The organism is Actinoplanes sp. GCM10030250 (assembly GCF_042666575.1).
Taxonomy (GTDB): Bacteria; Actinomycetota; Actinomycetes; order Mycobacteriales; family Micromonosporaceae; genus Actinoplanes.
In genome coordinates this window covers 1-13,127 of record NZ_JBHTDO010000073.1, presented here as the reverse complement: position 1 = coordinate 13,127, position 13,127 = coordinate 1, and the positions used below count along the sequence as shown (strand labels likewise).

Sequence of the window (13,127 nt, the reverse complement as noted above, 5' to 3'; positions counted from 1 at the left end):
GCGGCGGGTGTCACGGCTGGGAGGTGGGGCGCGGCGGGTGTCACGGCTGGGAGGTGGGGCGCGGCGGGTGTCACGGCGGAGGTGGCGGTGGCGGAGCGGGTGCGGCGGAGCCGGCGGGGAAGGGAGGGGAGGAAGGAAGGGAGGAAGGAAGGGGGGAGGAAGGGGGGAGGAAGGGGGAGGGGTCAGGTGGTTTGGAAGGAGCGCTTGGCGAGGCCCATCCAGAAGCCGTCGATGGGCTGGGCGGGGGCGGCCTCGGGAGTGCCCGACGCGCCGAGAGTGAGGAACATCGGGGCGAAGTGTTCGATGGTGGGGTGGGCGTAGGGCATGCCGGGGGCGCGGGAGCGGAAGTCGGCGAGTTCGTCGACGGCGCCGCGGGAGAGGGCCTCGGCGGTCCAGGCGTCGAATTCGCGGGACCAGCCGGGTGCGTCGGCCTCAGGGCGCCAGTCGCGCAGGAACGGCAGGCCGTGGGTGGTGAAGCCGGAGCCGATGATCAGGACGCCCTCGTCGCGGAGTGGGGCGAGGCGGGCGCCGAGGTCGAGCAGACGGCCGGGTTCGAGGGTGGGCAGTGACATCTGCAGGACCGGGATGTCGGCCTCGGGGTACATCACGGTGAGCGGCACATACGCTCCGTGATCAAGTCCGCGGGTGGTGCGGGCGACGGTCTCACTGTCGGGCATCAGGGCGGCGACCTGGTCGGCGAGGATCGGGGCGCCGGGGGCCGGGTACTGCACCTGGTAGTAGCGCGGAGGGAAGCCGCCGAAGTCGTAGACCAGGGGGACGGTCTCGGTGGCGCCGAGCATCAGCGGGGCCGACTCCCAGTGCGCCGAGGCGACCAGGATGGCGCGCGGGCGGGGCAGGGAGGCGGCGAGGTCGCGCAGCTGAGCCACCCAGGTGGGGTCGTCGACCAGCGGCGGGGCGCCGTGACTGAGGAAGAGCGCTGGCATCCGCACGGGTACCTCCATTGAAGCTTCAACTATTTGCGACCAACACTACGCCGATTTAGTTGATTCGGCAAGTAATCACACAGAGTGACAATTGCAGCGGTGAAGTGACGCTGCGCGCCCACGATGAGCAGGTATAAGTGTGACTTCGATATTTGTGCATAGCTGAATATCGTGACGCGCTGATATCGTGATCGGCTTTATCGATCCACGCTCAAATTCGCAGAACAGTGATGTGATCAACAACGCCTACTGTGGAATCGACATTTGTCGCATCTGGACGTTGCGCGAGGGCGCCCGACCTGGCAGGCTACTGCCGGTCGCGCCGGGGGGAGCGCTACGTAATTGCTTCGTGGTACGTCACCTTAGTTACGTTCGGTGAACTCGCGGGCATCTTTCCCAGGCGTCGAAAGGAGAAACGGGAGTGGCGTCGCCGCCGCAGCTACCGCCCGCGGACGATCTTTATCTCACTGCTCACGACACGATCCGAGGTAAGTCCCTGCTGTCCCCGGCCACACTCGGTCTGGGGCTCGGCGCGGCTCTCCTCGGTGAGCTGATGTTGTGGCGGCGCGTCGACCTCGTCGAGACCGAGCTGATAGTCATCGACGAACGGCCGACCGGCGACGCCGCGACGACAGCCGTGCTCGAGCAGTTGCGCCGTGAGGCAGGCCAGCACGGCGTTCGCCCCTGGCTCTCGTACCTCTCCACCGGTATCGCAACCGACCTGGTCGAGCGCCGCCTCGCGCGTGCCGGGCTGATCAAGCGGGTGGAGAAGCGCGGTCTGCTCAGTACGAAGGTCTCCTTCGTACCGTCGGACTCGATGACGGCCGGCTGGCCCGCCACCCGCATCCGCACCAAGGTCTCCCGCGACGAGCATCTCGACGTGGCCGACCTGCTGCTCGCCGGTCTGATCCTGGCGACCGGGCTGGACCAGCACGTGCTGGCCACGCTCAACGCCCGCGACCGGGCCGGTCTGTTCGACCAGTTCCGCAGGCTCTTCCCCGTCATGTTGCAGCAGCTCGTCGCCCACGGTGAGGCGGCCGTCGGAGACGCCGTCATGGCCCGCCGCGCCTGAGCTGACAAATTAACCCACCCCTTTTGAATAATCTGGAGACCGCGTGTCCTCGACCGCCACCAAACCCCCCGGAAGTCAGCTCTCCGACGCGTTGGCTCGCGACCGGCTCGGCGTAGCCTCGATCGTCTTCTTCATGATGTCGGCGGCCGCGCCGCTGACCGTGGTCGCCGGCGTGGTGCCCACCGGTCTGGCGGTGACCGGGCTGACCGGCATCGCGATCGCCTTCCTCGCCGTCGCCCTGGTGCTGGCCATCTTCTCGGTCGGCTACGTCGCCATGGCGCGGCACATCGCCAACGCCGGCGCGTTCTACGCGTACATCTCGCAGGGTCTCGGCCGGCCGTTCGGCGTCGGCGGCTCCTGGGTCGCGCTGCTGTCCTACAACATGTTCCAGGTCGCCTCGTACGGTGGCTTCGGCGCCATCGCCCAGCCGCTGTTCCTCGACTGGTTCGGCCTCGACCTGCAGTGGTGGATCATCGCCCTGGTCGCCTGGGCCATGGTCGCGGTCCTCGGCGTGCGTGACGTCGCCGTCAACGGCAAGGTGCTGGCCACCCTGCTGGTCGCCGAGATCGCCCTGACCCTGGTGTTCGCGTTCGCCGAGATCTTCACGGACGGCTTCGAGCCCTCCACCGCGGCTCTCGACCCGGGCACCCTGGTCGGTGCCGGCTCCGGTGCGCTGCTGGTCATGGCGGTCACCGGCTTCGTCGGCTTCGAGCAGTCGGTGGTGTTCAGCGAGGAGTCCCGCGACCCCCGCCGTACGGTTCCCCGCGCCACCTACATCGCCGTCGCCCTGATCGCCGTCGTGTACGCGTTCGCCTCCTGGGCGATGATCTCCGCGGCCGGCGACAACGTCGTGCAGCGCGCCACCGAGGAGGGCCCGGAGCTCTTCTTCAACCTGGCTGCCGTCCCGCTCGGCAACGCGGCCCTGCACCTGGGCCACATCCTGTTCCTGACCTCGCTGATCGCCGCGATGATCTCGTTCCACAACATCATCTCGCGGTACATGTTCTCGCTCGGCCGCGAAGGCGTGATCCCGCGTACCTTCGGCCGTACCGTGCCGGGCACCGGCGCGCCGAAGAACGGCTCGATCGCCCAGTCGATCCTCGGCCTCGTCGTGATCGTGGCCTACGCGATCTTCGGCTGGGACCCGCTGGTCCAGCTGTTCTTCTGGGGCGGCACCGGCGGCGGCCTCGGCGTCCTGCTGCTGGTCACGATCACCTCGTTCGCGGTCATCGGCTACTTCGCGCGCAACGCGCACGACGAGGACGTCCTGCACCGGATCATCGCCCCGGTCATCAGCGCCGTCGCGCTGCTGGTGATGTCGTACCTGGCGATCGACAACATCGCCGGTCTGCTCGGTGTGGAGCCGGGCAGCACGCCGGCCATCGTGGTGCCGTTGTCGTTCCTGGTGCTGGGTCTGGGCGGCATGCTCTGGGCGTACATCCTGCGCAGCTCCCGCCCGCAGATCTACGCCGGCATCGGCCTGGGCGCCCGCAGCGCCACCACCACGGGTGGCTTCGCCGCCGCCCTGAACGAATCGGACGGTCCCCGATGACCGGCTTCGTGGTCCGCCCGGCCCGCGAGGACGAGATCCCGGCGATCGGCGCGATGATCTCGAACTCGTTCGACGACCTGGCCGCCGACGCCTACCTGGTGCCGGTGCCGGAAGACCGTGAACGGGTGATGGGCGAGTTCTTCGCCCTGGAGACCGAGACTGCTTTCCGGTACGGCAAGGTCGAGGTCATCGACCACCCGGATGGTGGCTACGCGGCCGCCGCCGTGTGGTTCGACCGGGTCAACGAGCTCGTGCTGCCCGACGACTACATGGACCGTCTCACCGCGCTCGCCGGCGAGCACATCGAGCGGTTCGCGGCACTGGGTGAGCTCTTCGAGAAGAACCACCCCGCCGAGGCGCACTGGCACCTCCAGTTCCTCGCGGTCCGCCCGTCGGAGCAGGGCCACGGCCTGGGTGGTGCGCTGATGAAGCGTACGCACGACGAGCTCGAGACGGCCGGAGTCCCGGCCTACCTCGAGGCCACCAACGAGAACAACGTGCGGCTCTACCGCCGGTACGGCTACGAGCCCATGGACCCGTTCGAGATCTATCTCCCGGACGGCACCCCGTTCTACCGGATGTGGCGTAAGGCCTGACGCCGGACTGATCGGTAAGGGGCACGGGCTGAGGCTCGTGCCCCTTTCTCGCTCCCTCTACAGTCGAGTTCGATGTCGCCGACAGTGTTGGGAGCGCTACGTTGCGTACCGTTGATGTTCTTCAGTTCCTGACGTTCCTCGCGGTGCTGGCCGCGTTGCTGTTGAGTTTCCTGCAGATGCGCCATGCCGGGCGTCAGGCCCGGGCCGCGACGGCCGCGCTCGAGCGAAGCATGCACATCGCGCTGGTCAGTCGTCAGGGTGAGTTCGCCGGGGTGCTGCTCAAGGATGATCCGGCAATGATGCGCTGGCACGTCGAGAGCCGGGGCTTCACGGTTCGGGACGACGAGGAGGCGAAGCGGTACCTCTACGTCTTGATCCGGCTGAACGGCCACCAGCGGAAGTTCAGCGCCCACCGCGATGGTGTGCTGAGTGACGAGTACTGGGCCGCCTGGGTGAACGTCATCGCCCTGGATCTGGCGATGCCCGAATTCCAGGTGGGCTGGGCTGTCGCTCGCCCGATGTACCCCGCCTCGTTCGTGGCGTTCGTCGATGCGATGCTGGCCGATCTCGCCGTACCGGCTCCCGCCGAGGTATTGACGTGACAGCGGCCACGTAATTACATCGACACCAGGTCCGAACCCAGCGTCGCCGGTCCGTTACCGCTGGGTGACAACGGCGGAGGGACCGCGCATGCCCCTGGACGAGGTGCTGACGATGGGGCGGATCGGTGTGGACCTCTACCCGGAGCAGGTCGGTGTCCCGCTCCCGCAGGTCCGGACGTTCGCCAAGTTCCTCGGTGGCAGCGCGGCGAACGTGGCCGTCGCCGCGGCCCGCTACGGCCGGCGTACCGCGATCATCACCCGGACCGGGAACGATCCGTTCGGCGTCTATCTGCACGAGGCGCTGCGGGAGTTCGGTGTGGACGACAGGTACGTCACACCGGTCCCCGGCCTCCCCACGCCGATCACCTTCTGTGAGATCTTCCCGCCGGACCACTTCCCGCTCTGGTTCTACCGCTATCCGAAGGCACCCGACCTGGAGATCTACGAGTCCGAACTGGACCTCGCGGCGATCAGGGGAGCCGGCGTCTTCTGGATCACCGGCACCGGGCTGAGCGCGGAGCCGTCGCGCTCCGCCACCCTCGCCGCGTTGAGGGCGCGGGGCCGGGCCGGGTTCACCGTCTTCGACCTCGACTACCGGCCGATGTTCTGGGAGTCGCGCGAGGAGGCCCGCCGCTGGTATGCCGAGGCACTTCCGCTGGCCACGGTGGTCGTCGGGAACCTTGACGAGGTCGAGACAGCGGTAGGCGTACCGGATCCCCGCGAAGCGGCCCTGGCCCTGCACGAAGCCGGCGCCGAGCTCGCGGTGATCAAGCAGGGCCCGGCAGGTGTTTACGCGTCGAGAAGAGAAGCGCCGGATAAGCAAGAGCAGGTCACGGTCGCGCCCTTCCCGGTGGAGACGATCAACGGGCTGGGTGCGGGCGACGCGTTCGGTGGCGCCCTGTGCCACGGCCTGCTGGCCGGATGGACCCTCGAGGCGGTGATGCGCTTCGCCGGCGTCGCCGGAGCCATCGTCGCCTCGCGGCTCTCCTGCTCGGACGCGATGCCCACCGAGGACGAGGTCAGGGCGATGGCCGGCGGTCACGGAGGGCGAACTGAGGGCGGTGGCGCATGACTGACGGTTACCGGCGGGTCAACCCGCTCGTGCCCCGCGGCAGCTCCGCGGAGAAGCCGTTCGACGTCGAGATCTCCCCGGAGAACGCGGGCTGGCACTACAGCGGCCTGAAGGTGGTGCAGCTGCCGGTGGGCGGCCGGGTCAGGTTCGTCACCGGCGGCAGCGAGATGCTGGTGCTGCCGCTCTCCGGCGGGTGCGACGTGGCCTGTGACGACGAGCGGCTGACGCTGACCGGGCGGCGGTCGGTCTTCACCCGGGTGACCGACTTCGCCTATCTGCCGCGCGAGAGCACGGTCAGCCTGCGGGCGCCCAACGGCGGGCGGTTCGCGCTGCCGGCGGCGCGGGCGGCGCACACGCTGCCGTTCCGGTACGGCGCCGCCGAGGACGTGCCCGTCGAGTTGCGCGGCGCCGGGCAGGCCAGCCGGCAGGTGAACAATTTCTGCACGCCGGAGTCGTTCGAGACCGACCGGCTGATCGCCTGCGAGGTGCTGACGCCGGGCGGGAACTGGTCGTCGTACCCGCCGCACAAGCACGACGAGGACCACCTGGACGAGAGCTGCCTCGAGGAGATCTACTACTTCGAGGTGGCGAGCTCGCCGGGCGGCGGTCCCGGCTGCGGCTTCCAGCGGGTGTACGGCCACGAGGACCGCCCGATCGACGTGTGCGCCGAGGTGCGCACCGGTGACGTGGTGCTGATCCCGTACGGCTGGCACGGCCCGTCGATGGCCGCACCCGGCTACGACCTCTACTACCTCAACGTGATGGCCGGTCCCGGCGAGCGCCGGTGGCTGGTCCGCGACGACCCGGCGCACGGCTGGGTGCGCGGCCGCTGGCTGCATCAGGAGATCGATCCGCGGCTGCCGCTGACCTCCGTCCGAGAGAAGAGGCGAGTGTGAAGCACCGGCTCACCGTCGCGCAGGCCGTCGTGCGCTTCCTGGCCAGTCAGTGGACCGAGCGGGACGGCATCGAGCAGCGTACGGTGGTCGGCTGCCTCGGTATCTTCGGGCACGGCAATGTGGCCGGTATCGGTCAGGCGCTGTTGCAGGCGCACCGGACCGGGGCACCGGACCTGCCGTACCGGCTCGCCCGCAACGAGCAGGCGATGGTGCACACGGCTGCCGGGTTCGCCCGGATGAGCAACCGGCTGTCGACGCTCGCCTGCACGGCGTCGATCGGGCCCGGTTCGACGAACATGCTGACCGGTGCCGCCCTGGCCACCGTCAACCGGCTGCCGGTGCTGCTGCTGCCGTCGGACGTGTTCGCCACCCGGGTGGCCGACCCGGTGCTCCAGCAGCTGGAGGACCGGCGGGCGGGCGACGTCACGGTCAACGACGCGTTCCGTCCCCTGTCGAGCTTCTTCGACCGGGTGTGGCGGCCGGAACAGCTGCCCGCGGCGCTGCTGTCCGCGATGCGGGTGCTGACGGACCCGGCGGAGACCGGGGCGGTCACGCTGTGTCTTCCGCAGGACGTGCAGGCGGAGGCGTACGAGTTTCCCGACGAGCTGTTCGCGAAGCGGGTCTGGCACGTGACCCGGCCGGCGCCTGATCCGCTGGCGGTGGAGCGGGCCGCCGCCGTGATCCGGGGTGCGCACCGGCCGCTGATCATCGCCGGGGGCGGTGCCGTCTACTCGGAGGCGTCGGCCGCCCTGGACCGGTTCGCCCGCGCCACCGGCATCCCGGTCGCCGACACGCAGGCCGGCAAGGGTGCGCTGAGCTGGGACCATCCGAGCGCGGTCGGCGGGGTCGGCGCGACCGGCAACCCGGTGGCCAACCGGTTGGCCCGGCACGCCGACGTGGTGATCGGCGTCGGTACCCGGTACAGCGATTTCACCACCGCGTCGTACACCGCTTTCCAGCACCCGGACGTGCGGTTCGTGAACCTGAACGTGACCGCTTTCGACGCGGGCAAGCTGTCCGCGCTGCCGCTCGTCGGTGATGCCCGCGCCGGGCTGAACGCGCTGCTGCCGGCGTTGCACGGGCGGCGGTTCACCGGCGATTTCGCGGCGGATGTCGCCAAATGGCAGGCAACGGTCGAGAAGGCGTACCGCAGAAAAGAGGGTGACCTGCCCACCCAGGCCGAGGTGATCGGGGTGGTGAACGAAGCGTGCGGAGCGCGCGATGTGGTGGTGCAGGCGGCCGGCAGCCTCCCGGGTGATCTCCAGCGGCTGTGGCGGGCCCGGGATCCGAAGCAGTACCACGTCGAGTACGGCTACTCCTGCATGGGTTTCGAGATCGCCGGTGCCCTCGGTATCAAGATGGCCGACCCGTCCCGCGAGGTGTTCGCCCTGGTCGGCGACGGTTCCTACCTGATGATGTCGCAGGAGATCGTCACCGCGGTCGCCGAGGGTGTGAAGCTGATCGTGGTCCTCGTCGACAACCAGGGCTTCGCCTCGATCGGGAACCTGTCGGAGCAGGTCGGCTCGCAGCGGTTCGGCACCGCCTACCGCTACCGTGATCCGCGCAGCGGCGACTACGACGGTGACCCGCTGCCGGTCGACCTGGCGGCCAACGCGGAGAGCCTGGGCGCCGCGGTGATCCGCTGCCGCAGCGCCGCCGACCTGGCCGAGGGGCTGAAACGGGCGCGCGAGGCGGACCGGCTCACCGTGCTGCACATCGCGACCGACCCCCGCGCGCCGGCACCGGGTTCGGAGTCCTGGTGGGACGTTCCGGTGGCCGAGGTGTCCACGTTGCACAGCACCGGCGAGGCGCGCATCGAATACCTCGCCGGTAAGAACGACCAGCGCCATCACCTGCGACCGGGAGGGCTCTGAATGGCCAAGATCAAGATCATGGGGTACGGCGCCGCGTCGCCGTACTTCCCGATGGCCCGGTGACCGCGATGCTGCATCTGGGAAGCTGCCCCGACTCGTGGGGCGTCTGGTACGCCGACGATCCCCGCCAGACACCCTGGCCGCGGTTCCTCGACGAGCTCGCCGAAGCCGGCTACCGATGGCTCGAACTCGGCCCGTACGGCTACCTCCCGCCCGACCCGTCCCGGCTGGCCGACGAGCTCGCCACCCGCGGGCTGGCCTGCGCCGGCGGCACCGTCGGCGGCGTCGGCGGACCGCACCGGGACCTGCCCGCCGCGCTGGCCGAGACCCGCCGGGTCGCCGAGCTGACCGCCGCACTCGGCTCCTCGAACGTCGTCTTCGTACCGGTACCCGGTTACCGCGACGACGCCACCGGCGGCTACCTGGAGGCCGCCCAGCTCGGTCCCGGCCAGTGGCGGGCCCTGTCCGAGAACGCCAACACGCTGGGCCGGATGGTGTCCGAGGAGTACGGGCTCAGGCTCCACTTCCACCCGCACGCCGACTACCAGGTGGAGACCCAGGAGCAGGTGGAGCGGTTCCTCGACGACACCGATCCGCGGTTCGTCTCGCTCTGCCTGGACACCGGTCACCTGGCCTACCGCCGGGCGTCGCCGCTCGAACTGATCCGCAAATATCCGGAGCGCGTCGGATACGTACACCTCAAGCAGATGGACCCGGCCCTCGCCGCCCGCGCCGCCGCCGAGGATCTGGCCTTCGGCCAGGCCGTCGCGATGGGGGTGAGCGTCGCGGCACCGGACGGAGAGCCGTCGCTGCCGCCCATCCTGCGCGCGCTCGCCGAGCTCGGCACCGACCTGCACGTCGTCGTGGAGCAGGACATGTACCCGGTCGAGTTCGGCGTCCCGTTCCCGATCGCTCAGCGCACCCACACCTATCTGACTTCGTTGGGAGAATTCGCATGAGAGGACGTCTGCTGTTCGGCCTGGTACTGGTGGCCACCCTCGGCGCCTGTAGTGAGGGTGGCCGCGACGAACCGGAGGAATCCGGGGCCACCGGTTACACGATCGCGTTCGTCACCCACGAGACACCCGGCGACACGTTCTGGGACAAGGTGCGCGCCGGCGCGGAACAGGCGGCAGCGGACACCGGCGTCGACCTGAAGTACTCCAACGACCCGGACGCCGGCAAGCAGGCCGTGCTGATCCAGGGCGCCGTCGACTCCAAGGTGCAGGGCATCGCCACCACGCTCGTCACCCCGAACGCCCTGGCCGGCTCGGTCAAGGCGGCGACCACAGCGGGCATCCCGGTGGTCGGCCTGAACGCCGGCATCGATCAGTACAAAGACCTCGGCGCCCTGATGTACTTCGGGTCCGACGAGACCCTTGCCGGTCAGAGCATCGGCGAGCGGATCGCCGCGGCCGGTGCCAAGCATCCGATCTGCGTGATACACCAGCAGGGCTCGGTGTCCCTCGAAGCGCGCTGCGACGGTGTCCGCAGCAAGGTCGCGGGAACCGAGAATTTGCAGGTCAACGGTGCCGACGACGCGGCGGTCACGTCCGCCCTGCAGGCGAAGCTGTCCCAGGACAAGACCATCGACTACGTGGTCACGCTGGGTGCGCCGGTCGCGCTCGACGCGATCCAGGCGAAGGAGCAGGCGAGCAGCGCGGCCAAGCTGGTCACCTTCGACCTCAACCAGGAGATGGCCAAGGCCGTCAAGGACGGCAAGGTCGAGTTTGCTGTCGACCAGCAGCCGTACGCCCAGGGCTACATGGCCGTGACATCGCTCTACCTCTACCTGAAGAACGGGAACGACCTCGGAGGCGGCGGTCCCGTGCTGACCGGGCCGTCCTTCGTGGACAGCTCGAACATCGACAAGATCCTGCCGTTCACCGAGAAGAACACCCGGTGACCCGTCCGGTCCGGCTGCTGGCGCGCCCGGAGCTGGGCGCGCTGGTGGCGGCGGCGGCGATCTTCGTGTTCTTCCTGGTGGTGGCGCCGGCGTTCCGGTCGGGCGGGTCGTTCTTCACGGTGCTCTACCAGTCGTCGACGATCGGGATCGTCGCGGTGGCCGTGGGGCTGCTGATGATCGGGGGTGAGTTCGATCTGTCGGCCGGGGTGATCGTGACGTCGGCCGGCCTTGTGAACTCGCTGTTCTGCTGGTACCTGGGGGTTCATCTTCTCGTGGGGGCCGTCCTGTCCCTGCTGGTCTGCCTCGGGATCGGGTTTCTCAACGGTTTCCTGGTGATGCGGACCGGGATTCCGTCGTTTCTGATCACCTTGGGGACGTTCTTCGTGCTGCAGGGGGCCAATCTCGGTGTGACGAAGCTGGTCACCGGGTCGGTGTCGTCACCGGACATTTCGAATATCGACGGATATTCGATGCTTCAGGCGGTATTCGCGTCGTCGTTCGAGGTCGGCGGGGTGACCGTGTGGATCACCGTACTATGGTGGATCTTGTTCGTGGGTCTTGCGGCCTGGATCCTGCAACGGACCCGGCCCGGCAACTGGATCTACGCGGTGGGTGGTGCGCCGGAGAGCGCTCGCGCCGTCGGCGTGCCGGTGGTGCGCACCAAGATCGCGCTGTTCCTCTCGGTGTCGTTCCTCGGCTGGTTCGTCGGCATGCACACGCTGTACCGGTTCAACACGCTCCAGGCGGGCAACGGCGTCGGCAACGAGTTCCTCTACATCATCGCCGCGGTGGTCGGCGGCACCCTGCTGACCGGCGGCTACGGCAACGCCATCGGGGTGGCGGTCGGCGCCTTCATCTTCGGCATGACCAGCCTCGGCATCGTCTACGCCGGATGGGACCCGAACTGGTTCCGGGCCTTCCTCGGCGTGATGCTGCTGCTCGCCGTGCTGGTCAACCTGTACGTGCGGAAGTGGGGGTCGCGGTGATCCGGCTGGCCGGTGTCGGCAAGAACTACGGGCCGATCCGGGCCCTGCACGACGTCTCCCTCGACGTCGGCGCGAGCTCGGTGACCTGCGTGCTCGGCGACAACGGCGCCGGGAAGTCCACCCTCATCAAGATCATGTCGGGCCTGCATCCGCACACGTCCGGCGAGTTCTTCGTCGACGGCGTTCCCACCGTCTTCTCCTCACCGCGCGAGGCCCTGAACCTGGGCATCGCGACCGTCTACCAGGACCTCGCGGTGGTCCCGCTGATGGAGGTGTGGCGCAACTTCTTCCTCGGCTCGGAACTGACCGCCGGGCGATATCCGCTGGCCGGCCTGCGGATCCGCGAGATGCGGCGGATCGCGGACGCCGAACTGCGCAAGATGGGCATCGCCGTGGCCGACATCAACCAGCCGATCGGCACCCTCTCCGGCGGCCAGCGGCAGTGCGTCGCGATCGCGCGGGCCGTCTACTTCGGAGCGCGCGTGCTGATCCTCGACGAGCCGACGGCGGCCCTCGGCGTGAAGCAGTCCGGTGTGGTGCTGAAATACGTGGCGGCCGCCCGGGACGCCGGGCTCGGCGTCGTGTTCATCACCCACAACCCGCACCACGCCTTCCTGGTCGGCGACCACTTCGTGATCCTCAAGCTGGGCGCGATGGTGATGGACGCCCAGCGGGGCGCGGTGACCCTGGAGGAGCTGACCGCGCAGATGGCCGGCGGCGACGAGTTGGAACAGCTCTCCCGCGACCTGGGCCGGCCATGACCCTGCGCGTCGGGGTCGTCGGCACCGGGATGATCGGGCAGGAGCACATCCGGCGGCTCACCACCGTCCTGTCCGGGGTGAAAGTCGTCGCGGTCGCCGACGTCGACGGCGAGACCGCCGCCCGGGTGGCCCTGGCGGCGGGCGCCCTGGTCGTGCCCGGCGCGCGGCTGGCCGGCGATCCCGAGGTGGACGCGGTGCTCGTCTGCTCGTGGGGCGGCACCCACGAGGAGTACGTGCTGGCCGCCCTAGCCGCCGGCAAACCCGTCTTCTGCGAGAAACCCCTGGCCACCACCCCCGCCGCCTGCTTGCGCATCGTCGAGGCGGAGGTGGCACACGGCGCCCGGCTCGTCCAGGTCGGTTACATGCGGCGGTACGACGCCGCCTACCGCGCACTGAAACAGGAACTCGACAGCGGCTCCATCGGCGCTCCGCTGATGATGCACTGCGCCCACCGCAACGCCGGTGTGCCCGCTTTCTATCAGCCCGACAACATGATCAACGACACCGCGGTCCACGAGATCGACATGGTCCGCTGGATGTTCGGCACCGAGGTCGCCGCCGTCCGCGTCCTGCGCCCCCGCCCCAGCGCCAATGCCGGCGACCTGCCCGACCCGATGCTGCTCCTGCTCGAACTGGCCGGCGGCATCCTCGTCGACGTGGAGATCTCGGTCAACGCCCGGTACGGCTACGACATCCGCGGCGAGATCCTCGGCGAGGAGGGTACGGCTGCGCTCGGTGAACTGAGCGCGGTGACGGTGCGCAGGGCTGGTGGACTGGTCAGCCCGATTGCGGGGGATTGGCGGGAGCGGTTCGGGGCTGCCTATGACGTGGAGTTGCGGGAGTGGGTGGGGGCGGTGCGGGCCGGG

The 13,127-nt window shown here is 69.2% G+C and carries 13 protein-coding genes; 12 read left to right on the top strand and 1 reads right to left on the bottom strand.

All coding sequences use genetic code 11. From position 1 onward, the window contains the following. Positions 1 to 182: 182 nt before the first annotated feature. Positions 183 to 944, bottom strand: coding sequence for a dioxygenase (locus tag ACFQV6_RS43800; protein ID WP_378033664.1), 762 nt, complete (start codon positions 942 to 944; stop codon positions 183 to 185). Between the two features lie 421 nt (positions 945 to 1,365). On the opposite strand from ACFQV6_RS43800, the gene ACFQV6_RS43795 reads away from it, so the two are divergent. The 12 genes from ACFQV6_RS43795 to ACFQV6_RS43740 all read left to right on the top strand — a co-directional run. Beyond that, on the top strand, positions 1,366 to 2,016 hold the full coding sequence (locus ACFQV6_RS43795) for a GPP34 family phosphoprotein (protein ID WP_378033663.1): 651 nt from the start codon (positions 1,366 to 1,368) through the stop codon (positions 2,014 to 2,016). A gap of 43 nt (positions 2,017 to 2,059) precedes the next feature. Then, positions 2,060 to 3,568 (top strand): APC family permease, encoded by a 1,509-nt coding sequence (locus ACFQV6_RS43790; protein ID WP_378033662.1) that lies wholly within the window; start codon positions 2,060 to 2,062, stop codon positions 3,566 to 3,568. Next, positions 3,565 to 4,164 (top strand): GNAT family N-acetyltransferase, encoded by a 600-nt coding sequence (locus tag ACFQV6_RS43785; RefSeq protein ID WP_378033661.1) that lies wholly within the window; start codon positions 3,565 to 3,567, stop codon positions 4,162 to 4,164. The genes ACFQV6_RS43790 and ACFQV6_RS43785 overlap by 4 nt, the downstream gene beginning before the upstream one ends. 101 nt (positions 4,165 to 4,265) lie before the next feature. Then, positions 4,266 to 4,766: a hypothetical protein gene (locus ACFQV6_RS43780; protein WP_378033660.1), complete on the top strand. Its 501-nt coding sequence runs from the start codon at positions 4,266 to 4,268 to the stop codon at positions 4,764 to 4,766. Between the two features lie 88 nt (positions 4,767 to 4,854). Next, complete coding sequence (gene iolC, locus ACFQV6_RS43775; protein WP_378033659.1) at positions 4,855 to 5,838, top strand: 5-dehydro-2-deoxygluconokinase; 984 nt, start codon at positions 4,855 to 4,857, stop codon at positions 5,836 to 5,838. Further along, on the top strand, positions 5,835 to 6,734 hold the full coding sequence (gene iolB / locus ACFQV6_RS43770) for a 5-deoxy-glucuronate isomerase (RefSeq protein ID WP_378033658.1): 900 nt from the start codon (positions 5,835 to 5,837) through the stop codon (positions 6,732 to 6,734). The genes iolC and iolB overlap by 4 nt, the downstream gene beginning before the upstream one ends. Further along, positions 6,731 to 8,608: a 3D-(3,5/4)-trihydroxycyclohexane-1,2-dione acylhydrolase (decyclizing) gene (gene iolD / locus ACFQV6_RS43765; protein WP_378033657.1), complete on the top strand. Its 1,878-nt coding sequence runs from the start codon at positions 6,731 to 6,733 to the stop codon at positions 8,606 to 8,608. Before iolB ends, iolD begins: the two co-directional genes overlap by 4 nt. 68 nt (positions 8,609 to 8,676) lie before the next feature. Next, on the top strand, positions 8,677 to 9,567 hold the full coding sequence (locus ACFQV6_RS43760) for a sugar phosphate isomerase/epimerase family protein (RefSeq protein WP_378033656.1): 891 nt from the start codon (positions 8,677 to 8,679) through the stop codon (positions 9,565 to 9,567). Then, complete coding sequence (locus ACFQV6_RS43755; protein ID WP_378033655.1) at positions 9,564 to 10,514, top strand: sugar ABC transporter substrate-binding protein; 951 nt, start codon at positions 9,564 to 9,566, stop codon at positions 10,512 to 10,514. Before ACFQV6_RS43760 ends, ACFQV6_RS43755 begins: the two co-directional genes overlap by 4 nt. Continuing rightward, positions 10,511 to 11,500 (top strand): ABC transporter permease, encoded by a 990-nt coding sequence (locus ACFQV6_RS43750; protein WP_378033654.1) that lies wholly within the window; start codon positions 10,511 to 10,513, stop codon positions 11,498 to 11,500. The genes ACFQV6_RS43755 and ACFQV6_RS43750 overlap by 4 nt, the downstream gene beginning before the upstream one ends. Next, a complete protein-coding gene (locus ACFQV6_RS43745) occupies positions 11,485 to 12,261 on the top strand; it encodes an ATP-binding cassette domain-containing protein (protein WP_378033653.1) in 777 nt (258 codons plus the stop codon). The genes ACFQV6_RS43750 and ACFQV6_RS43745 overlap by 16 nt, the downstream gene beginning before the upstream one ends. Continuing rightward, on the top strand, positions 12,258 to 13,127 hold an 870-nt coding region (locus ACFQV6_RS43740; RefSeq protein ID WP_378033652.1), incomplete at its 3' end, for a Gfo/Idh/MocA family oxidoreductase. The genes ACFQV6_RS43745 and ACFQV6_RS43740, both read left to right, overlap by 4 nt.

Bases quoted from the DNA above. Each gene is read 5' to 3' on its own strand.
- ACFQV6_RS43755 (WP_378033655.1), top strand. From the start codon at position 9,564: ATGAGAGGACGTCTGCTGTTCGGCCTGGTACTGGTGGCCACCCTCGGC.
- iolB (WP_378033658.1), top strand. From the start codon at position 5,835: ATGACTGACGGTTACCGGCGGGTCAACCCGCTCGTGCCCCGCGGCAGC.
- ACFQV6_RS43760 (WP_378033656.1), top strand. From the start codon at position 8,677: ATGCTGCATCTGGGAAGCTGCCCCGACTCGTGGGGCGTCTGGTACGCC.
- ACFQV6_RS43785 (WP_378033661.1), top strand. From the start codon at position 3,565: ATGACCGGCTTCGTGGTCCGCCCGGCCCGCGAGGACGAGATCCCGGCG.
- iolC (WP_378033659.1), top strand. From the start codon at position 4,855: ATGCCCCTGGACGAGGTGCTGACGATGGGGCGGATCGGTGTGGACCTC.
- ACFQV6_RS43800 (WP_378033664.1), bottom strand. From the start codon at position 944: ATGCCAGCGCTCTTCCTCAGTCACGGCGCCCCGCCGCTGGTCGACGAC.